This is a genomic window from Novosphingobium subterraneum (assembly GCF_000807925.1).
In the GTDB taxonomy this organism is placed as follows: domain Bacteria; phylum Pseudomonadota; class Alphaproteobacteria; order Sphingomonadales; family Sphingomonadaceae; genus Novosphingobium; species Novosphingobium subterraneum.
The window spans coordinates 1-19905 of the sequence record NZ_JRVC01000018.1; the positions used below are offsets into that span (position 1 = coordinate 1).

Annotated in this window: 16 protein-coding genes and 1 pseudogene; 5 read left to right on the forward strand and 12 right to left on the reverse strand. The window is 64.1% G+C overall.

Annotated elements, in window-relative coordinates; genetic code table 11:
* Positions 1-77 (reverse strand): annotated as a pseudogene (locus tag NJ75_RS24430) (electron transfer flavoprotein subunit beta/FixA family protein); the annotation flags it as partial.
* 204 nt (positions 78-281) lie between these two features.
* On the opposite strand from NJ75_RS24430, the gene NJ75_RS16125 reads away from it, so the two are divergent.
* Complete coding sequence (locus NJ75_RS16125; RefSeq protein WP_052242585.1) at positions 282-893, forward strand: thioredoxin family protein; 612 nt, start codon at positions 282-284, stop codon at positions 891-893.
* A 76-nt stretch (positions 894-969) separates the two neighbouring features.
* On the opposite strand, the gene NJ75_RS16130 is transcribed toward NJ75_RS16125, so the two are convergent.
* The 4 genes from NJ75_RS16130 to NJ75_RS16140 form a co-directional block, all read right to left on the reverse strand.
* Entirely contained in the window at positions 970-3384 is a 2415-nt protein-coding gene (locus NJ75_RS16130; RefSeq protein WP_039336343.1) for a TonB-dependent receptor, read from the reverse strand.
* A gap of 135 nt (positions 3385-3519) precedes the next feature.
* Positions 3520-3681 carry a hypothetical protein gene (locus NJ75_RS24435; protein ID WP_156135839.1) on the reverse strand — a complete coding sequence of 54 codons (162 nt, stop codon included), beginning with the start codon at positions 3679-3681 and terminating at the stop codon, positions 3520-3522.
* A gap of 90 nt (positions 3682-3771) precedes the next feature.
* Positions 3772-4827: a sugar phosphate isomerase/epimerase family protein gene (locus tag NJ75_RS16135; protein ID WP_039336344.1), complete on the reverse strand. Its 1056-nt coding sequence runs from the start codon at positions 4825-4827 to the stop codon at positions 3772-3774.
* A 13-nt stretch (positions 4828-4840) separates the two neighbouring features.
* On the reverse strand, positions 4841-5950 hold the full coding sequence (locus NJ75_RS16140; RefSeq protein ID WP_039336346.1) for a Gfo/Idh/MocA family protein: 1110 nt from the start codon (positions 5948-5950) through the stop codon (positions 4841-4843).
* A gap of 157 nt (positions 5951-6107) precedes the next feature.
* On the opposite strand from NJ75_RS16140, the gene NJ75_RS16145 reads away from it, so the two are divergent.
* Complete coding sequence (locus NJ75_RS16145; protein ID WP_039336348.1) at positions 6108-6782, forward strand: TetR/AcrR family transcriptional regulator; 675 nt, start codon at positions 6108-6110, stop codon at positions 6780-6782.
* Between the two features lie 18 nt (positions 6783-6800).
* On the opposite strand, the gene galU is transcribed toward NJ75_RS16145, so the two are convergent.
* Positions 6801-7703 (reverse strand): UTP--glucose-1-phosphate uridylyltransferase GalU, encoded by a 903-nt coding sequence (galU, locus tag NJ75_RS16150; protein ID WP_039336349.1) that lies wholly within the window; start codon positions 7701-7703, stop codon positions 6801-6803.
* A gap of 137 nt (positions 7704-7840) precedes the next feature.
* On the opposite strand from galU, the gene murA reads away from it, so the two are divergent.
* A complete protein-coding gene (gene murA / locus NJ75_RS16155) occupies positions 7841-9124 on the forward strand; it encodes a UDP-N-acetylglucosamine 1-carboxyvinyltransferase (RefSeq protein WP_039336350.1) in 1284 nt (427 codons plus the stop codon).
* Positions 9125-9134: 10 nt separating this feature from the next.
* Here murA and arfB read toward each other — a convergent pair whose 3' ends face one another.
* From arfB to pabB, 4 genes are read right to left on the reverse strand one after another with little or no spacing between them, the layout of a single operon-like run.
* Positions 9135-9548, reverse strand: a complete 414-nt coding sequence (gene arfB / locus NJ75_RS16160; protein WP_039336351.1) for an alternative ribosome rescue aminoacyl-tRNA hydrolase ArfB — start codon at positions 9546-9548, stop codon at positions 9135-9137.
* A gap of 1 nt (position 9549) precedes the next feature.
* Positions 9550-10230 carry an RluA family pseudouridine synthase gene (locus tag NJ75_RS16165; RefSeq protein ID WP_370584357.1) on the reverse strand — a complete coding sequence of 227 codons (681 nt, stop codon included), beginning with the start codon at positions 10228-10230 and terminating at the stop codon, positions 9550-9552.
* A complete protein-coding gene (locus NJ75_RS16170) occupies positions 10230-11399 on the reverse strand; it encodes a pyridoxal phosphate-dependent aminotransferase (protein WP_039336355.1) in 1170 nt (389 codons plus the stop codon). The genes NJ75_RS16165 and NJ75_RS16170 overlap by 1 nt, the downstream gene beginning before the upstream one ends.
* 5 nt (positions 11400-11404) lie before the next feature.
* Entirely contained in the window at positions 11405-13174 is a 1770-nt protein-coding gene (gene pabB / locus NJ75_RS16175) for an aminodeoxychorismate synthase component I (RefSeq protein ID WP_039336356.1), read from the reverse strand.
* A gap of 118 nt (positions 13175-13292) precedes the next feature.
* Between pabB and NJ75_RS16180 the strand changes: the two genes are divergently transcribed.
* The gene (locus NJ75_RS16180) at positions 13293-14867 is read left to right on the forward strand and encodes a helicase HerA-like domain-containing protein (protein WP_039336357.1); all 1575 of its coding nucleotides are present in this window, start codon (positions 13293-13295) and stop codon (positions 14865-14867) included.
* Positions 14868-15000: 133 nt separating this feature from the next.
* Positions 15001-15312 (forward strand): hypothetical protein, encoded by a 312-nt coding sequence (locus tag NJ75_RS16185; RefSeq protein ID WP_039336358.1) that lies wholly within the window; start codon positions 15001-15003, stop codon positions 15310-15312.
* Positions 15313-15710: 398 nt separating this feature from the next.
* Here the strand turns inward: NJ75_RS16185 and NJ75_RS16190 are convergent, their stop codons facing one another.
* Complete coding sequence (locus NJ75_RS16190) at positions 15711-18377, reverse strand: M1 family metallopeptidase (RefSeq protein ID WP_039336483.1); 2667 nt, start codon at positions 18375-18377, stop codon at positions 15711-15713.
* A 136-nt stretch (positions 18378-18513) separates the two neighbouring features.
* A complete protein-coding gene (locus NJ75_RS16195; RefSeq protein ID WP_039336360.1) occupies positions 18514-19905 on the reverse strand; it encodes a sensor histidine kinase in 1392 nt (463 codons plus the stop codon).

The window sequence follows — 19905 nt, forward strand, 5'->3', positions numbered from 1 at the left end:
ACACCACTCCCATCCGCCTTCACACGTGGCTTCACGTTGTAGTCAATCACCCGCTTCACGCAGACCAGGGCTTTCATGCGTCGTGCTCCTGCCAATGCCATGCCGTTGATGCCAAAAGGCACCGGCTCGATCCTCGCGATGACGTGGAATGTGGGTGGTGTCCACGGTAAATTTGCAAAGGTGCAAAGCAAAACTTTGCAGTTGGCCCAAGGCGATCGGCATTTGGCCCGCGACGCGAAATGACGTAAAAGAACGGAGATTCTAATAAAGGAGAAGGGATGATGCTGAGACTCTCGCGCCAACTCGACTACGGCAAGCCCGCGCCGGATTTTTGCTTGCCGGATGTCGAAGGGCATCTGCGCAGCCTTGGCGACTATGCCGAAAGCCCTGCATTGCTGGTGGCCTTCATCTGCAATCACTGCCCGTTCGTGCTGCACGTGCTGGACGAATTCATTGCCTTCTCACGCGAGTACCAGCCCAAGGGTCTGCAGGTGGTGGCGATATCATCGAACTGGCCCGACGACTTTCCCGAGGACGACTATCCGCACATGCAGAAGCTGGCGGCGGAGAAGGACTTTCCGTTCCCCTATCTGCATGACGAAACGCAGGACGTGGCGCTGGCTTATAACGCGATCTGCACGCCGGATTTCTTCCTCTACGATCGCGAGCGGCTGCTCTATTACGCTGGCCAGTTCGATGCTAGCAGGCCGCAGATCAATCGCCCGCCGGTGCCGGGGCTGCCGCCGCTGCGAACGGACCTGCCGGTTACGGGCGAAGACATGCGGCGCGCCGCGGATGCGCTGCTGGCAGGAGATGCCGCACCGCAGCCGCAGCATCCAAGCGCCGGTTGCAGCATCAAGTGGCGACCGGGGAAGGACCCGTCCTGGGGTTGAGGCTCCGCAGATTGCAGGCAACAAAAAAGGGGAGCGGCGATGCGCTCCCCTTCTTAATTTGCGACCCGGTGTTGACTTAGAAGTCGACCGCAAGGCGGACGCCGTAGGTGCGCGGCGTACCGAACTGCCAGTTGAACACGTCGTCGTTCGGACCGGCAGAGGTGAAGCCGCCATAAGTCAGTGGACGTTCATTCTCGAGGTTCTTGGCAAAAGCCGTGATTGAGAAGCGTTCGTTCTCGGGCTTGTATTCGAGGCTGACGTCAGTCTGCGTGAAGGCGGTCTGCGTGCCATCGCGGTAGTTGTAGAAGTCAGTGAAGTACTTGCTCTTGAACGTGGTGTTTGCGCTGGCGCGCAGGGTCCCGCTGCTGCCGAAATCGAAGGTGTGATCATATCCTGCGGTGATCACCCATTCCGGCGAGAACGGGGGTCGGTTGCCTGCAAAATTCGGCTGCTGAACACCCGGAGCGACCGGATCGAGATCGCCGATGCCGTTGCGGCTGTTGCAGACGCTCTGCGGATTGCCGGCGGTGGGCAGGCAGAACACGTTGAACTGCGCGAACAGCTCCTTGTATTCGGCGTTCAGGTAATTGACCGAAGCATGGAAGCGGTCGTTGTCGCTCAGCGCGAAGTCAGCCGAAGCTTCGATGCCCCAGATCTTGGCCTTGCCCGCGTTGAAGGTCTGGCCGCCGACGGTGGTGTCGAGCAGGACCGAGACCTGCAGGTCCTTGTAATCGTAGTAGAAGCCGCCGAGGTTGAAATGGTGCTGGCCCTTGTCGCCAAAGGTCTGCTTCCAGCCGAGCTCGTAAGCCGTGTTGGTTTCCGGCTTGTAGTCGCCCACGGAGTCGAAGCCACCGCCCTTGAAGCCGGTAGAGACCTTGGCGAACACGAGCGTGTCGCTGTTGGGCTTGTAGTTCAGGCCGGCAAGCCAGGTGATCTTGTCTTCCTTGCTGGAGAGCGGGAAGATCGTCTTGAACTTGAGGTCGGCAAAGTTCTTGGGGCTGATGGCGCCGTTGAACAGGAGCGGATCCGGCGGGCCTGCGCCGAACGGCGATGCATTGCGGTAAAGTGCATCGCGCGAGTTTTCGGTGTAGCGCAGGCCGCCGACAGCCGTAAGTGTTTCGCCGAGCGGTACTTCAACCTGACCGAAGGCCGACTTGCTCTCGCTGGTGATGTCGCGATCAAAGTAGGACAGCGTCACGACGTTCGGGCCGAAGGTGGTGACGAAGCTGCTTTCGGCGTTGACGGTCTCCTTGAAGTAGAATCCGCCGACCTGGTAGGTGATGCCGTTGACTTCACCGTTGAAGCGCAGCTCGTGGCTCTGCGTGCTGGTGCGCTGATCCCACCCGAACGAGCGGTAGGTGACCGGCAGCGTCAGGAACTGGCCCGGCGTACCTTCGAACTTGCGATAGCCGCCGATGTACGAGATCGTCAGGGCATCGCTGACTTCATAGGCCACGCGGCCGCGCAGGGCATAGGTGTCCTGCGAAAGCTTGCCGAGACCGAAGGCGGGCGCTGCATATTCCCCGCGATTGACGCCTGCGAGCAGGTTCGTTTCATTGGGAATGCACAGGACCTGATTCAGTGAGGTCGCATAGAGCGGGGCTACGGCAGTGAAGCCCGAAGCCGTCGCGCAGCTGGCGTTTGTCGGGCGAACGCCGGTTGCATTGAGATCTGCTGACGCGAAAGCCTGCGGGGTGAATTCACGCTTGGCATATTCGCCAGCAAAATAGACCGTCAGCGCATCGGTCGGCTCGAGCTGGACCGAGCCACGCACGCCATAGGACTTGTTGTCGTCCGAACGGCCGCCTGCAAAGGCCGGATAATTGTAACCGCCGCCATTGTAGGCAGCGCGAGCAGGGTGCTTGATGTAGCCATCATGCTCGTCATAGAAGCCGGCAACGCGGACGCCACCGATGTCACCCAAAGGAACGGTCACGCCGCCGTCAAGGCGCACGGCGTTGTAGTTGCCATAGCTGGCCGAGGCGTTGGCGGCGAATTCCTTGCCCGGCTTGCGGGTGATGAAGTTGATGGCTCCGCCGGTGGAGTTGCGGCCGTAGAGCGTACCCTGCGGGCCGCGCAGCACTTCGACGCGATCGAGATCGAACAGCGCGATGCTGAGCGCCTGAGGGCGGTTCATGTATTCGCCGTCGATGTTCACGACGACCGAGGTGTCCTGCGATTCGTCGTTCGAGTTGGTGCCGACGCCGCGGACGGTAACCTTGATGGTGCCCTGGTCCTGGTTGAGCTGCACCGCAGGGGCGATCTTGCCGATGTCGTTCATGTTCGAGAAGCCGGCCTGCTGCAGCTGCTCGGCATTCACCACGTTGATCGCGATCGGAACGTCGTTGACGTTCTGCGCGCGGTTCTGCGCAGTCACGATGATGACGTTGGGATCTGCCTCTTCGGCCGCTTCCTGTGCATGGGCGGGCAGGGCGAAAGCCAGCGCGCAGGCGCTCGCCAAAAGGGTGCGGGTGTACAGGGTCTTGGGCATGATTTTCAGTTCCTCCCCAGGTGGCGCCACGTTGGGCGTGGCAGCGTGTTAGCAGATTAGAATCTAAAAAACTAGAACATAAATTCTATTGGTGGAAATGTTCTGACACCTTGCGGCATTTTTGCCACGGAGAGCTCAAATGAGGCTCTGTGCGATCTGCTTCTGACGCCGGCCCATCATACAGTAAAATACCAAGCTTTGCCTTTGCCATAGTCTGCGACTCTGGAAGGCAGATATATCCGCCGGTGCTGCAAAGCTACGCGCCATGGCTTGATACACAAAGGAAACAAATTTCATGGAAGGTCATTCATCGCGTAAATGCGATTGGGCAAAAAGAAGGCGCCGCCGATCGTCTCGGCGGCGCCCCGATGATGAAGGGTTGATGGTTCAGCTAATTCCCATCAGCTTCGCGTTGAGAGAGCGATCCGCACCTCCAGCGGCGAAATCATCAAAGGCATGCTCGGTGACCTTGATGATGTGGCGGTCGATGAAGGGTGCTCCCTCGGCCGCGCCGACCTCAGGATGCTTCAACGCGCATTCCCATTCCAGCACGGCCCAGCCGGCATAATCATTCGCGGCCATCTTGCTGAAGATGCCGAGGAAATCGACCTGTCCATCTCCCAGAGAGCGGAAGCGTCCGGGCCGATCGACCCACGACTGGTAGCCGCCATAGACACCCGAGCGCCCGTTGGGCCGGAATTCGGCGTCCTTCACGTGGAAGCACTTGATGCGCTCATGGTAGATGTCGATGAAGGCCAGGTAATCGAGCTGCTGCAGCACGAAGTGGCTGGGATCGTAGAGGATGTTGGCGCGCGGATGGTTGCCGACGCGTTCGAGGAACATCTCGAAGGTCACGCCATCGTGCAGGTCCTCGCCGGGATGAATCTCGTAGGCCACGTCGACGCCGTTCTCGTCGAACACGTCGAGAATCGGCTTCCAGCGGCGGGCGAGCTCGTCGAAAGCGTCTTCGACGAGACCGGCCGGGCGCGCGGGCCAGGGATAGAAATAGGGCCAGGCAAATGCGCCGGAGAACGAGGCGTGCGCCTTCAAGCCGAGATTGGCGCTGGCCTTGGCCGCATGCTTCATCTGCTGCACGGCCCATTCCTGCCGAGCGGCGGGGTTGTTGTGGACCGCTTCCGGGGCAAAGCCATCGAACTGCGCGTCAAAGGCAGGGTGCACGGCCACGAGCTGACCCTGCAGGTGGGTCGAAAGCTCGGTGATCTCCAGCCCCTTGTCGGCGAGCATGCCCTTGATCTCGTCGCAGTAGGTCTGGCTGGTCGCAGCATTCTCCAGATCGAACAGGCGTCCGTCCCAGCTCGGGATCTGAATGCCCTTGTACCCGAGCCCCGCCACCCAGTCGGCGATGGTCTCGAGGCTGTTGAACGGCGCGGCGTCGCCCGCAAACTGGGCAAGGAAGATGCCGGGGCCCTTGATGGTCTTCATGGCGGATTACTCCTTAGAGCTTGACCCAGCCGGCGTTGTCGCGGCTGGCGGAAACGGCGGTGTCGATGAAGGTCATGCCGCGCACGCCTTCTGCGATACCGGGCAGGAGCGGGGCGCTTTCGCCGCGCACGAGGGCGGCAAAATCGCGATAGAGGTTGGCGAAGGCTTCGAGATATCCTTCGGGATGGCCTCCGGGCGTGCGGGTGCGCGATGCTGCATCGCCGCCGAGAACGCCAGTGCCGGAGCGGACGAGGGTGCAGGTGCCATCGAGCCGGTTGATCGTGAGAGTGTTCGGCTCTTCCTGCTTCCAGGTCACGCCACCCTTGTCGCCATAGGCGCGGATGCGCAGGCCGTTGAGTTCGCCGACCTCGATCTGGCTGGCGAGGAGGACACCTCGCGCACCGTTGTCGAAACGCAGGAGGATCGAGCAGTCATCATCGAGCAGGCGGCCGGGCACGACTGCGCCCAGATCGGCCAGCAGTTCGGTGACGCGCAGGCCGGTGACGAATTCGGCAAGCTGAAATGCGTGCACCCCGATGTCGCCGATGCAACCGCCGAGACCGGCCTTGGCAGGATCGACGCGCCATTCGGCCTGCTTGCCAACGGCCTCGCCAGCAAGCCAGCCTTGCGGATATTCGACGACGACCTTCCGGACGGTGCCGATCTCGCCAGCGGCAATGCGGGCGCGAGCTTCGCGGACCAGCGGGTAGCCGGAGTAGGTGTAGGTCACGCCGAAGGGCTTGCCCGCGGTTTCGACAAGCGTGGCCAGTTCATGCGCTTCGGCAAGCGTGGCGGTGAGCGGCTTGTCGGTAATGACCGGATAACCCGCAGCCAATGCAGCACGGGCGGAGGGCAGGTGGTTGTGGTTGGGCGTGACGATCGAGACGAAGTCGATCCCGTCCTCCCGCGCCCCTTCGGATGCGAACATGGCGTCGAGCGAGGGATAGGCACGGGCAGAATCAATACGGTAGCTCCCGCCCGCTGCAGCGCTGCGTGCGGCATCGCTGGAGAAGACGCCGGCGACGAGCTCTATTTCGCGGTCCAGTTCCGCTGCAAAGCGGTGCACTGGCCCGATGAACGCCCCCGGACCACCACCGATCATTCCCATCCTCAACCGACGCATCGATATCTCCAATTTTTAGAAAGCCTGTTCTATTTTGAAAATCCAAGGGGTCAAGCGCGAGTACGCCGATTGACCATCGCCTTTCCCGTCAAATCGTGCAACAAACCGCCCACACATTCTAGAATACGAATTTCCTTTAAGGGCGAACGGGTAAGCAATGGCACGAGGCGCAAACGGGCAGGCCGAAGAAGCGGAACTGGCAGTGGAAACGGTCAGCCGAAAGCCACAGCAGGGCCGCAGCAAGGCGTCGCTCGAGCGGATGCTGAACGCGGCGCGCGAACTCATGCTGGAGCGCGGCAGCGAGGACTTCACGCTGCAGGATGTGAACCAGAAGGGCAACGTCTCCATCGGTTCAATCTACCTGCGTTTCCAGAGCAAGGACAATCTCGTGCGCGCTGTGATCGCGCGGGCGCTCGAGGATATCGCGGCGGACGAAGAGGCGATGGTCGCCGATGTCCTGGCGCAGTCGCCCACGCTCGACGAATTCATGCCGCGCTATGTGGCGGGATATGCCGAAGTGCTGCGGGTCAATGCGCCGCTGCTGCGCCTGGCGATGGAGCGGGCGACCTTCGACCCGCTCGTATCGAAGCCCGGCAAGGATCACGCCTTGCGCGCAACCCAGCGCGGCATGGACGCGATGCTGCGGTATCGCGAGACGTTTGGCGGCACGGACCACGAGACCAAGGCCAACTCGGCCTACAAGATCGTCTTCGCCACGATGGCCCGCCAGCTCAGCCTCGGCTCCTCGGGCGAAGCGGCGCATGATTATGACTGGGAAGTCCTGAAGCGCGAACTCGGCCGGATGTGCCTGGCCTACCTTCGCGCTCCATGACGGGGGACGGGCCGAAGTTCAGCCTTCGGCCAACAGCCGCTTCATGATCGCGCGGACATCGTCGGCCATGTCTGGACGTTCAAGCGCCAGCGCCAGCGTGGCCTCGACGAAGCCGGTCTTGCTGCCACAGTCGAAGCGGCGTCCGTCAAACTTCACGGCGTGGAAGGGCTGCTGGCCGATCATGCGCGCCATGGCGTCGGTCAGCTGGATTTCACCGCCCGCGCCTTTCTCCTGGCTTTCAAGCGTGCGCATGACTTCGGGCTGGAGAATGTAGCGGCCAGAGATGATCAGGTTCGAAGGCGCATCCTCGCGCCTCGGCTTCTCGACCAGGCCGGTCACTTCGGTGAGGGAATCCGAAACCCGATTGCCGGGCGCAATCACGCCATAGCTGGACACTTCCTCCTGCGGGACTTCGAGCACGGAGATGAGATTGCCGCCCACTTCGTTGTAGGCATCGACCATCTGCTTCATGCAGCCGCCCTTGCCGCCGGGCTCGCCGACCATCATCTCGTCAGGGAGGAAGATAGCGAATGGTTCGTTGCCGACGACCGCGCGGGCGCACCAGATGGCGTGGCCCAGACCCATCGGCACCTGCTGGCGCACGGTAACGAGATTGCCCGGCAGGATGCGGGTGGGCTCCAGCACCTCGAGCGCCTTGCCGCGATCGGACATGGTGTGTTCGAGTTCGTAGGCGGTGTCGAAGTGTTCGACGATGGCGGTCTTTCCGCGGCCAGTCACGAAGATGAGCTGTTCGATTCCGGCCTCGCGCGCTTCATCCACCGCGTACTGGATCAACGGGCGGTCGATCACTGGCAGCATTTCCTTGGGGATCGCCTTGGTGGCGGGCAGAAAGCGGGTGCCAAGCCCTGCTACCGGAAAAACGGCCTTGCGGATCGGCTTTCGCGAAGTGTCGGAACTCATTTGTCAGCCAATATCCATGCTTTGTTGCATCCTCATGATGCACTGCACAATTACTAAGTGAAAATGTCAAGCACGCCTCGTCACGTTATCGTATGCCCCAAGCTTGCACCGCCCTGAAAACCGGATAAACGGCAGCGATGGACAAGATCATCATCCGTGGCGGCAAGCGCCTTTCGGGAACGGTGCCGGTCTCCGGCGCCAAGAATTCGGCCCTTACGCTGCTGCCCTGCGCGCTGCTGACCGATGAGCCGGTGACCCTGCGCAACCTGCCGCGCCTGGCAGACATCGACGGCTTCCAGCACCTGATGAACCAGTTCGGGGTTTCCACGTCGATCGCAGGCGCGCGCCCCGAGGACTTCGGTCGCGTGATGACGCTGCAGGCGACCCGCCTGACGTCGTCGGTCGCGCCCTATGATCTGGTGCGCAAGATGCGCGCGTCGATCCTCGTGCTTGGCCCGATGCTGGCCCGCGCGGGCGAGGCGACGGTTTCGCTGCCGGGGGGCTGCGCCATCGGCAACCGCCCGATCGACCTGCACCTCAAGGCGCTTGAAGCACTGGGCGCGACGATCGAACTGGCTGCCGGTTACGTCCGCGCAATTGCGCCTGACGGTGGCCTGCCCGGTGGGCGCTATTCGTTCCCCGTCGTCTCTGTCGGGGCGACCGAGAATGCGCTGATGACCGCCGTGCTGTGCAAGGGCAAGTCCACCCTGCACAATGCCGCGCGGGAGCCGGAAATCGTCGACCTGTGCAACCTGCTGGTGGCGATGGGCGCGCAGATCGAAGGCATTGGCACTTCGGACCTGACGATTCATGGCGTCGACCGCCTGCACGGCGCAACCTACATGGTCATGCCCGATCGCATCGAGGCCGGCTCCTATGCCTGCGCCGCTGCGATCACCGGCGGCGAGGTCATGCTGCAGGGCGCTCGCATAGAGGACATGGAAGCGACCGTGCAGGCGCTGCGCGATGCCGGCGTGCACGTCGAGCCGCGCAAGGGCGGGCTGTTCGTTGCAGCGGAAGGTCCGTTGAAGCCGGTCACGCTCTCGACCGCGCCGTACCCCGGCTTTGCTACCGACATGCAGGCGCAGCTGATGGCCATGCTGTGCCTGGCCAAGGGTTCCTCGGTGCTGACCGAGACGATCTTCGAGAACCGCTACATGCACGTTCCCGAGCTCAATCGCATGGGCGCACGGATCGAAACCAAGGGCCGCACCGCCGTGGTCCATGGCGTCGACAAGCTGACTGGCGCGGAAGTGATGGCCACGGACCTGCGCGCCTCGATGAGCCTGGTCATTGCCGGTCTTGCAGCCGAGGGCGAGACGCAGGTGCACCGCCTCTACCACCTCGACCGCGGTTATGAGCGGCTCGAAGAGAAGCTCTCGCTGCTCGGCGCCGAGATCGATCGCGTCGGGGGCGACTGAGGGGCGGCGATCAATCCAGCCGGACCTTGCCGCGTCCGGCCTTTACCGCGCCCCTGATCTTCTTGCCCGCTAGCCGCTCGGTCTTGCCGACGCGGTTTAGGCGGGACTTGGCGCGCTTCTGCGGCAGGTTGCAGGCTTCGCGCAGCAGTTCTGACAGCCGCTTCCTGGCATCCTCGCGGTTCTGTTCCTGCGTGCGATAGCTGCGCGCGGTCAGCACGATCTCGCCTTTCGCGGTCATCTTGCTGCCCGCCAGCGTCTTGAGGCGGTGGAAGATCTCCGGCGGCAGGCGCAGCATGAAGACGTCGAGCCGCAGTTGCACAGCGGTTGCCACCTTGTTGACGTTCTGCCCGCCCGGCCCGGCCGAGGCGATGAAGCTCTCCTCGACCAGCGTCAGCGCATGGGCGACGAGAGCATCGGGCGACATGTCAGGCCTCGGTTTCCGGTTGTTCTGCTATTGGCAGCTCGAAGGCGAAGGCTGCGAAGTCGAGCGGCATCGGTGAATAGGCGTCGATCGGCGGCTTGCCTTCGCGCTTCACCACGAGTTCCGAAGCATGGAGCATCGTGCGCCAGGCAAGCTTCCCGTCACCATAAATCGGATCGCCGACAAGCGCGTGGCCCAGCCCCGCAAGTGCGTGGATGCGGATCTGGTGGGTGCGCCCGGTTTCGGGGCGAAATTCGACCAGCGTCATGCCCGGCTTGCGCGACAGCACCTTCCAGTGCGTGACGGCGGGCTTGCCCTTCCTGGCCGGGATCATGCGCCAGCCCTTTTCGGCTGAGCTGATCTTGGACAGGGCGAGTTCGATCGTGCCGCTTTCGCCCTGCACTTCGCCGGCAACGATGCCGAGATAGACTTTCTCCACCTCGCGCGCTTCGAAGGCGGCCGAAAAGCGCTTCAGTGCCTTGGGATTGCGAGCGAGGAGCAGGCAGCCGGAGGTATCCTGATCAAGCCGGTGGACAGGTTGCGGTTCGCGCTGGAAGCCGAAGCGCAAGGCGTCGAGATGGTTCTCGAGACTGTCGCCACCGGCGCGCGGAGGATCGAGCGGCAATCCTGCCGGCTTGTCGATCACCAGCGCTTCACCGTCTTCGAACAGGATGGAAAAGTCGATCACGCTACCGCCTTTGCTATACGCCGCAGCGCTGCCTCGAGTTTTGCCTCGTCCGCCGCGAAGCTGATACGGAAGCCGTCCTTGCCGCCGAATGCCGAGGCAGGGACGACTGCCACGCCGCTTTCGAGCAGGTGGAGGCACAGTGCTTCGTCATCTCCGAAACGCGCCATCAGCGGGGTGGCATCGACCATGCAATAAAATGCGCCGTCTGGGATCGGGGTGGACAGGCCGGGTATCGCGTTGATGCTGGCACAGACCATGTCCCGCCGCGCGCGGAAGCGTTCGCGCCAGTCTAGCAGAAACTCCTGCGGGCCTTCGAACGCGGCGACGGCGGCTGCCTGGGAGATCGAGGCCGGGTTGCCCGATGAGTGCGACTGCAGGCGCCCCATCGCGCCGATGAGCCAAGCCGGGCCCGCCGAAACGCCGATGCGGAAGCCGGTCATCGCGTGGCTCTTGGATACGCCGGAAACAGTCAGGATGCGGTCGGCAAGGTCCGGGCGTTCCACCGCCAGCGTGGCATGGAGGCCCTCGCCATAGCGCAGCGGCGCATAGATATCGTCGCTCATCACCAGCACACGCGGGTGGCGGCGCAGGACTTCGCCCAGCGCGCGCAGTTCCTCGGCCGGGTAGGTCGCGCCGGTCGGGTTGCCGGGGCTGTTGAGCAGCAGCCAGCGGGTGGCGGGCGTGATCGCCGCTTCAAGCTGGGCAGCGGTGATGCGGAATCCGCCTGCGGCATCGGTCGGCAGGTCCAAGACTTCGGCGCCGGCAAAGCGCACGATTTCGGGATAACTCACCCACCACGGGGAGGGGATCAGCACTTCGTCGCCCGGATCGAGCGTGGCGAGCAGGGCGTGGAAGATCGCCTGCTTGCCGCCTGCGCTGACGATGATCTGCGAGGGCGGAACTGCGATGCCAAGGTCGCGCTTGAAATGCAGCGCGGCGGCCTCGCGCAACCGCTGCGTGCCGACGACGGCGGTATATTTCGTGTCGCCTGCGTCGAGCGCGTCCTTGGCGGCCTCTACGACGTGGGCGGGCGTGGCGAAGTCTGGCTCGCCCACCGAGAGCGAGATCACGTCGCGGCCTTCGGCGCGAAGCTGGATGGCGCGGTCGGTGATGGCGGTGGTGCGCGATGGCGCGATGCGCGCGAGGGCTTTTGATAGCTGGGTCATGAGAGTCAGGAGCCGAGCAGGCGCGCCGGGATCAACCCGCGCAGGGCGTTGCCGACGAGGAAGCCGCCTGCGAGATCGTCAAGCGTCAGGTCAGCCTCGACGGCCCGTCCGGCCTCGATCAGCGAGCGGCGTAGCACGCCCGGCAGCAGGCCGAGGTCGGCGCGCGGGGTGAGCAGCTTGCCATCGCGTTCGACGAACAGGTTGGTGAAGGTGCCCTCAGTGAGCAGGCCATCATCGCGCAGGAACAATGCCTCGCCGGCCCCGGACTTGTTCGCGGCAGCCAGGCCTGCTTCGTAGAAGCCGCGGTCGGTAGTCTTGTGGCGCAGGCGCCAGTCTCCGTCCGAAACCGGCAGCGGCAGGACTGCGCAAGTCAGGCTTTCTAGCGGCGCGGGCATGTCACTGGCATCGAGCGCATGGGCACCGCCCCTGGAGGCCACCAGCCGCACCTTGGACGGCTTGTCGAGATCGAAGCACAACGCATGGATCGCATTGCGCACGGCGTGGCGATCGAAGCTGAAGCCCAAGGCCAGTGCGCTCGCGTTCATGCGTTCGAGGTGCAGTTCGAGCAGTTCGATGCCCTTGGCGGGATCGAAGGCCATCGTTTCGATCAGGTCGGCATGGCCGGCAGACAAGCGCAAGAAATTCCCCTTCACCACGCATTCGCGCCATTCGCCGATCATTGCGGAATCGGCGACCACGGCCGAGCCCACGCCCATCACGGCGCGACCATCGGGCGAGAGGCGCACCGTGCGGATTGCCACATTGAACGCGGCATCGCCAGAGGGGTCTATCCGTCCGATCGAACCGCAATAAGCCCCGCGCGCATCACGCTCTGCCTGGTGGATGATCTCCATGGCGCGGATCTTGGGCGCGCCGGTGATCGATCCGCAGGGGAAGATGGCGCGCAGGAGGCTGCGCACGTCCTGGCCAGAATCCAACTCTGCCCGAACTGTCGTGACCATCTGGTGAACTGTGGGGTAACTCTCGATGGCAAACGGGGCTTCGACACGGACCGAACCGGGGCGCGAAACGCGCGACAGATCGTTGCGCATGAGATCCACGATCATCAGGTTCTCGGCGCGATCCTTAACGCTGGCCGAGAGGTCCGCCTTGAACCGCGCGTCCTCTTCCGGGGTGCTCCCTCGCGGAGCCGTGCCCTTCATTGGGCGGACGCGGGCTTCCCCGCCCGAGAGCTTGAAGAACAGTTCGGGCGAGAACGAGAGGTGCCAGTGCGCGCCGTCCCAGATCACGCCGCCATAGCCTGCCCGGGCATCGCGGCGGACATCGGCATAGATCGCCAGCGGATCGCCGTCCCACGTGCCGGCGAGCGGGAAGGTGAGGTTGGCCTGGTAGATGTCTCCGGCGCGGATCGCTTCCTGCACCTGGGCAAAGGCCTTGGCATAGCCACCGGAAGAGATGGCCGCGCCCATCGGGCCGAGCCTGCCGGAGTCCGTGGCGGTTGCGGCGAGCCAGCGTTCGACGGCGGCGCTGGCCATGCGCGTGACCTTCCCGAACCGGGCGAACCACACCAGCGGGCCTGCCGCGCCGGTGCGCTCTGCCGCCAGAGGGGCGAGGCGCGGTTCGAGCGCCAGCCCGGCCTCGTAGGCAAGGTAGCCCGCCCAATCGCCCGGTGTGGCGGCGATCTGCGCCAGCGCGGCCTCGACTTCATCGGCCCGGCGCGCAACGACGAGTTCGCGCACGTCCTCATAGAGGCGTGCGTCGCTGGCGCCTTCGGTTCGGGCATCGTCGAGCAGGATGAAGGGGGCGCGGGTCATGGGCGGGTCATTGTCTCTGGCGAGCGCGCTCTAGCCGTTCCCCGCTCCGGATGCAAAAACCCCTCGCAAGGGGCGCGGCTGCGTCTTAGTCTCGAGCCAAATCGATGGGGTGCTGTGCATGGACGATATCTACCTTGGCCTCGGTTCCAACGGCGAACGGCAGGTGCTGCGCCTTGGCCGCGCCAACCGCCACGGCCTGATCGCGGGGGCGACCGGCACCGGCAAGACGGTGACGCTGCAGGGCATTGCCGAACAGTTCTCGGCGCGAGGCGTACCCGTGTTCATGGCCGACGTGAAAGGCGACCTTGCGGGCATCGCCATGCCCGGAAGCCCGACCTTCAAGCACGCCGCTTTCCTCGAATCGCGCGCCAAGGAACTGGGCATCGAGGACTACGCCTATTCCGACAATCCGGCAGTGTTCTGGGACCTCTATGGCGAATCTGGCCACCCCATCCGCACAACGATCTCGGAAATGGGCCCGCTGCTGCTGGCGCGGCTGATGGGCCTCAATGAGACGCAGGAAGGCGTGCTCAACATCGCCTTCCGCTATGCCGATGACAACGGACTGCTGCTGATCGACCTGCCCGATCTGCAATCGGTGCTGATGGCCTGCGCCGAGAACGCCAGTGCGCTTGCCACGCGTTACGGCAATGTCTCCAAGGCCAGCGTCGGCACGATCCAGCGCCAGTTGCTGGCGTTCGAAAGCCAGGGCGCGGACCGCTTCTTCGGCGAACCCGCGTTCGAGGTGCACGATTTCCTCAAGGTGGACGAACAGGGGCGCGGCATGGTCAACGTGCTCGCCGCTGACAAGCTGATGCAGAGCCCCAAGCTCTATGCCACATTCCTGCTGTGGCTGCTGTCCGAACTGTTCGAGGCGCTGCCCGAAGTGGGCGATCCGGAAAAGCCGTGCCTGGTGTTCTTCTTCGACGAGGCGCACCTGTTGTTCGACGATGCCCCGCAGGCGCTGATGGAGAAGGTGGAGCAGGTGGTGCGCCTGATCCGCTCGAAGGGCGTGGGCGTCTATTTCGTCACGCAGAACCCGATCGACATTCCGGAGAAGATCGCAGGCCAGCTCGGCAACCGCGTGCAGCACGCCCTGCGCGCCTTCACGCCCCGCGACCAGAAGGCGATCCGCGCGGCGGCCGAGACGTTCCGCATCAACAAGGACCTCGATGTCGAGACGGTCATCACGGAGCTGAAAGTCGGCGAGGCGCTGGTCTCGACGCTGGACGATGACGGCGCGCCTTCGGTGGTGCAGCGCACCCTGATCGCCCCGCCGCGCTCGCGCCTTGGGCCGCTGACCCCAAAGGAGCGCACGGTGATCCAGTCGGTCAGCCCGTTCGATGGCAAGTACGATACTGCGGTGAACCGCGAATCCGCCGCCGAAGTGCTGGCGCAGAAAGCGGCTGACGCGGCAGCGGCGGCACAGCAGGTGGAGGAGCAGGGCGAAGAGGCCCAACGCGCCTCGCCGCGCCGGACGACGACGATGTGGGAACGCGCGGGCAAGGCCGCAGCGGGCGCAGTCGCCTCATCCGCAGGCGCAGTGATCGCCGCCAGCATCACCGGCAAGAAATCCCGCGCGGCGCCGGTGGCTTCGGGCGTGACCGCGATGGTCGGCTCGATCGCGACGTCGATTGGCGGCGAGGCCCTGGGCCGTTTCGCGCGGGGGATTCTGGGTGGGTTGTTGCGTTAGGGCTTGGACTGCTTGGGCAATTGCGGCTTGGCCGAGTTGGCAGTTATCCGCCACTTTGCGGTGGAAGGAGACTTTCGGGATACGACGCCATTCAGGACATTGACCCCTACTGCTGAAAACGTCAGTCAGAGCTATGAACGCTGAAATCGAAGATGCTTTCGCAGCCCTCTCCGTACGAGCAAAAATCGCCGTCCTGGCTCGCGCTATCCACATGGAAACAATCCATAATCGGGATCAACCAGAAAGTGCTGAGCGGCTCTACCGTTCGAGTGAGTTCATACATCGATTGGTCGGGTTCATTATGTCGCTGGCCTATCGGCCTGAGGATTTCCAACGTGATGCGACTTGGGCGAGCAAGACTCTAGTCGAAGGCGTGGCAGTTCACGGCCAACCATATTTGGCAAAGTTGCACGATTGGATTGTGGAAGTTCGTATGGTTTCTTGAGGTCAATTTCCCACCCCAAAACAGTCAACATGCTCCCAGCATTGAGGACCCAAAACCCGTCGTCCCGGACTTGATCCGGGACCTGGCTTTTCTTCTTCAGTGTTTGGCCAGAAAGAAGCCCAGCCCCGTGTCGAGCACGGGGCGACGGTTAGTATGTTTGGCAGTTGTTTGCGCTGCCCAGCTTTTCGTCATTGCGAGCCGCCGCAGGCGGAGAAGCAATCCAGTGCGGTTTGTACCAAGCCGCAATGATCGTGACCCACAACGCCCCTCCCCCTTGAGGGGGAGGTTGGGTGGGGGTGTACCACGGCGGCTGTGGACGCTCGGCTTTGCCTCGCTCCCCACCCCCGAACCCTCCCCGCCGGGGAGGGGAGATGAGACGGCGTTGTCGACTGTCCGGATTACTTCCCCTTCGCGTTCTGCCAGTCGGTCAGGCCCTTGATGAACTGCGGGCGGGTGCGGGCCTTTTCGGTGAGGACTCCGATCACGCGGTCAACCGGGCGGGCGGCTTCGGCGGGGACCGTGGCCTTGAACGCCTTGAGCTTCTCGATCATCGCCGGATCGTTCGACTGCCCGCCGAGGCTGGCGATGAACGTGACGCGGCTCTGCGCGTCGACCAGCGATTCGATCTTCTCGCGGTTGGCCAGCGCGAAGTCGTAGGTCTCGTCCGGGTGCAGGCCTGCCGAGGCGACGATCATTGCCGCGCTGGTGGTCTTGCCGGGCGCGTCGGTCAGCGCAAGCTCACGCGCCGCCTTGGCGAGCGAGGCATCGGCGGGGCGGCCCAGCAGGGTGTAGAGGAACTGGCGTTCCACCGCGCTGTTGCTGGCCGCGGCCATGGCCTTGATTGCTTCCCAATCCGCCTTCGTCGCGTTGCGGGCGACGATGTTGAGCCAGGTCGTCTTGAGCGGGCCGTCCAATGCCTTGGGGTTGCTGGCGAGCATGGCGAAGCGGCGGCGCGCTTCGGCCACGACGTCGGCATCGCCCATCGTGCCGAAGCCCGCGATCAGCGTCGAGCGCAGGTCGGCATCGCGCAGGGGCTCATCGGCCTTGGGCTCGAAGCCCAGCGCCATGAGGCGCGGCTTGTAGGTGCTGGCGACCTTGCCGTAGAGCTTCTTCTGCGCGGCAGGATCCTTGTCGAGCACGCGCCACGCGCCGACGAAATCGCCGAACGCATTGCCGAGCACGACCGGATTGGCATTGCCGGGGATCGCGGCGAGCAGATCGAACGCCGGACCATAGGGCTGGTAGCCGCTCGACGAGAGCGCCAGGTTGTCGGCAACCAGGCCCATCTGGTCGACAGGCTGCAGCGTCGGCATCGCCTTCTTCAGCGAAGTCAGCATCTGCGGCGTGTAGAGCGAGCGGTAGTAACCAAGCTGGCCGGCGTTGATCACGATCGGGCCGCAGCCGTTGACCGTTACCGTCGCCTTGCCGCCATCGAGGATGGTGCGCACCGGCTCGCCGGAACCGGCCGAGACGATCAGCGGCACCTTCCACTGCTGCGGCTTGGCGGCGACTTCGTCCTTGCGGTCGACGCTGAATTCGCTCTGCTGCAGCGTCAGCGTGGAAACGCCCTTCTTGCAGGTCATGCCCGTCACCTTGACCAGCGGGATGCCGGGCTTGGTGGTGAAATCGGTGGCGATGGCGGTGAGGCCGGGAGCGCCGGCCTTCTCGATTGCCTGCCACAGGTCCTTCGAGCGGGTGTTGCCGAACTTGTGATCGCGCATGTAGGCGCGCAGGCCATCGCGCCAGACGTTTTCGCCCGCGAACGCCTCGAGCATCGAGATGACCGCTTCGCCCTTCTGGTAGGTGATCGCGTCGAAGGCCTGGTTGGTCTCGTCGACGGTCTTGATCTCCTGCACGATCGGGTGCGTGGTCTTGAAGCCATCAAGGCCCATCGCCGCATCGCGCCCGTTCACGCGCTCGAGCAGCGGGAACCAGTCGGGATGGAAGTGGGCGGTGGCCTTGGTTTCCATCCAGCTGGCGAAGCCCTCGTTGAGCCAGAGGTCTTCCCACCAGGCCATGGTCACGAGGTTGCCGAACCACTGGTGCGCCACTTCGTGCGCCTGCGTGGTGACGATGTTCTGGCGGGCAGCAGCGCTGGTGATGGCGGGATCGTTGAGCAGGATGCGCTCGAACGTCAGGATCGCGCCCCAGTTTTCCATGGCCGAGAAGAACTGCGACTGGCCGGGTGCGGCGATGTTGTCGATCTTGGGCAGCGGATAGGGCTGGCCGAAGTATTCGGAATAGTAGGGGATCAGCGGCGCGAGTTCGTCCAGCGCGAAACGGGCCTGCTCGCCGCTGCCCTTGGGCGCGACGATGCCAGCCTGAACGCCGGGGGCGGCTTCCTTGGTTATCCGCTCCCAGTCGCCCAAGCCAAAGAACAGGAGGTACGAAGACATCTTCGGGCTGGTGCCGAAGGTCACGCGCTTCATGCCACCCGCGAGCTGCTCTTCCTTGGCGATCGGCATGTTGCTGACGGCCATCTGCGTGGCGGGGACGGTGGCGGAAAGGTCGAACGTCGCCTTGTAGATCGGCTCGTCGAACATCGGGGCGAAGCGGCGGGCGTCGGGCGCTTCGAACTGCGTGAACAGGCCGCGCACCTCCTTGCCGGTCACCTTGTCAGGGTAATCGAGCGCGAAGAGGCCATTGGCCTGCGTGTTGATGATCCCCGAATAGCTGGTGTCGAGCCGGTACTTGCCGGGCTTCAAGGGTGCGGCGGCGGTGAAGGTTGCGGTCTGGCTCTTGGCGTCCATCGTCACGGTGACGGGCATGGCTGCGCCGCCTGCGGGCGTGAGCGTGGCGGTGGCGATCTTCAGGTCGAGCGCGTGGAGCGTCAGCGCGGGCGTCGCTTCGGTGACTTCGAGATCGACCGAGGAGGTGCCGGTGAAGGTCAGCGCCTTGGCATCCGGGGTGATCGAGATGGTGTAGTGCGAGGGGTGCGCCACGCGGGGAAGATCGGTGTGGACGCCCGCTGCAGCCGAAGGATTGAGCGGCGCCTGCGCCGTGGCGGGGACGGCAACGGTCGCAACAGCGAGAGCGAAAGCGGAAACAAGTGAAATGGTACGCATGCCGATCATGACTCCCCGGCGCAATGAAGATTGGTTGCACTAGCAACCGGTCGACCACTGCGCGACTCCTTTCGACGAACGGCAGGCGCGCACCGACGAAGGTCGGTTGACTATTGCGGCGGGGATGAGCGGTGGCTTAACCGAGCGGCAGGCGCATGGTTGCGGTGAGTCCGGCAATGCCATTCTCGCCGCGCCGGTTGGTGAGCGTCAGCGTGCCGCCGTGCTGGTCGGCGATGGCGCGGGCGAGCGTCAGGCCGAGCCCGGTGCCGCCCGTGCCGCTGTTGCGCGAGGCATCGAGCCGGGTGAACGGCTCCATCATCCGCGCAATCTCGTGCTCGGGGATGCCGGGGCCGTCATCCTCGATCCGCAGCACAGCCTCTCGGCCTTCGCGGGCGAGCGTGATGCGAGCGCGATCGCCATAGCGGATTGCGTTGGAGACGAGATTGCGCAGGGCGCGCCGCATCCAGGTCGCGCGGACAGGCAGGACGACGCGGTCGGTGTCACCCAGTTCCACCGGTTCGCCCATGTCCTCGAATTCGCCGATCACGTCGGCGACCAGTGCCGAAAGCTCGGTGGGCTCGAGTGGATCGGACGGCCGTCCGACGCGGGCGAGCGACAGGATATCGTCGAGCGAGCGGTTGATGTCCTCGATCGTCGCAGCCATGCGGGCGCGCTCGACATCATCGTCGACGGCCTCGATCCGCACGCGTAGCGCCGCCAGCGGGGTTTTGAGATCATGCCCGATCGCGCCGAGCATGACGTCCTTTTCATCGAGCATTGCCGCGATTCGCGCTTCCATCGCATTGTGGGCGACGATCAGGCCCTGGATGTCCTCAGGTCCCTCTGGCTGGAGTTGGCCATCCAATGTGCGATTGCCGGCGAAGTCCTCGACCCGGCGGGTGAGGGCCTTCAATGGGCGGGCCATGCGCCGCAGGATCAGCGCCATCGTGCCGACCAGCACCAGGTACAGCACGATGGTCTGGCCGACGAGCGGCGCAAGCACGCGCATTTCACCGCCTTCGGTGAACACGCGGGTCGAGGTCCAGCCGCCAGATGGGCTGCGTATCGAGGCAATGACCAAGCGGGGCATGGGCTCCTTCGAGACCAATTCCAGTTTCCGGCGATTGCGGTTCCAGAATTCGATGCTCGGCCCGTCGCGCATCGGATCGCGTTCGAAGACCAGCACCTCGGCGGTCTCCACGCCCTGCGCGTTCAGGACTTCGCTCAGTTCGTGCTCGACGCGGGGCAGCCGCCGCTCGCCGGGGCGATAGAGTGAATCTTGCGAATGTTCGATGCGGAACGGCGGGGGCGGGCGATCATCGGCATCCCCGTGTCGATGGCGGCGTTCTTCAGGGCTGGGGCCGATCAGCCGAAAAGCGGCCGAACTCACCATGGAAACTTCGCGCCGATGATTCTGTTCGCGCCAGATCAGCACGGCGGAAATGGTCTGCGCCACCAGCAGTGCCAAGGCGATGGCGAGCAGGACCTGGCCCTGCAGGCTGCGCGGCCACAAGCGGAGGTTCTTCAC

What these genes read in the sequence shown, in the direction of transcription:
- NJ75_RS16125 (WP_052242585.1), top strand. Translation starts at nt 282, where the DNA reads ATGCTGAGACTCTCGCGCCAACTCGACTACGGCAAGCCCGCGCCGGAT.
- NJ75_RS16130 (WP_039336343.1), bottom strand. Translation starts at nt 3,384, where the DNA reads ATGCCCAAGACCCTGTACACCCGCACCCTTTTGGCGAGCGCCTGCGCG.
- NJ75_RS24435 (WP_156135839.1), bottom strand. Translation starts at nt 3,681, where the DNA reads ATGAAATTTGTTTCCTTTGTGTATCAAGCCATGGCGCGTAGCTTTGCA.
- NJ75_RS16135 (WP_039336344.1), bottom strand. Translation starts at nt 4,827, where the DNA reads ATGAAGACCATCAAGGGCCCCGGCATCTTCCTTGCCCAGTTTGCGGGC.
- NJ75_RS16140 (WP_039336346.1), bottom strand. Translation starts at nt 5,950, where the DNA reads ATGCGTCGGTTGAGGATGGGAATGATCGGTGGTGGTCCGGGGGCGTTC.
- NJ75_RS16145 (WP_039336348.1), top strand. Translation starts at nt 6,108, where the DNA reads ATGGCACGAGGCGCAAACGGGCAGGCCGAAGAAGCGGAACTGGCAGTG.
- galU (WP_039336349.1), bottom strand. Translation starts at nt 7,703, where the DNA reads ATGAGTTCCGACACTTCGCGAAAGCCGATCCGCAAGGCCGTTTTTCCG.
- murA (WP_039336350.1), top strand. Translation starts at nt 7,841, where the DNA reads ATGGACAAGATCATCATCCGTGGCGGCAAGCGCCTTTCGGGAACGGTG.
- arfB (WP_039336351.1), bottom strand. Translation starts at nt 9,548, where the DNA reads ATGTCGCCCGATGCTCTCGTCGCCCATGCGCTGACGCTGGTCGAGGAG.
- NJ75_RS16170 (WP_039336355.1), bottom strand. Translation starts at nt 11,399, where the DNA reads ATGACCCAGCTATCAAAAGCCCTCGCGCGCATCGCGCCATCGCGCACC.
- pabB (WP_039336356.1), bottom strand. Translation starts at nt 13,174, where the DNA reads ATGACCCGCGCCCCCTTCATCCTGCTCGACGATGCCCGAACCGAAGGC.
- NJ75_RS16180 (WP_039336357.1), top strand. Translation starts at nt 13,293, where the DNA reads ATGGACGATATCTACCTTGGCCTCGGTTCCAACGGCGAACGGCAGGTG.
- NJ75_RS16185 (WP_039336358.1), top strand. Translation starts at nt 15,001, where the DNA reads ATGAACGCTGAAATCGAAGATGCTTTCGCAGCCCTCTCCGTACGAGCA.
- NJ75_RS16190 (WP_039336483.1), bottom strand. Translation starts at nt 18,377, where the DNA reads ATGCGTACCATTTCACTTGTTTCCGCTTTCGCTCTCGCTGTTGCGACC.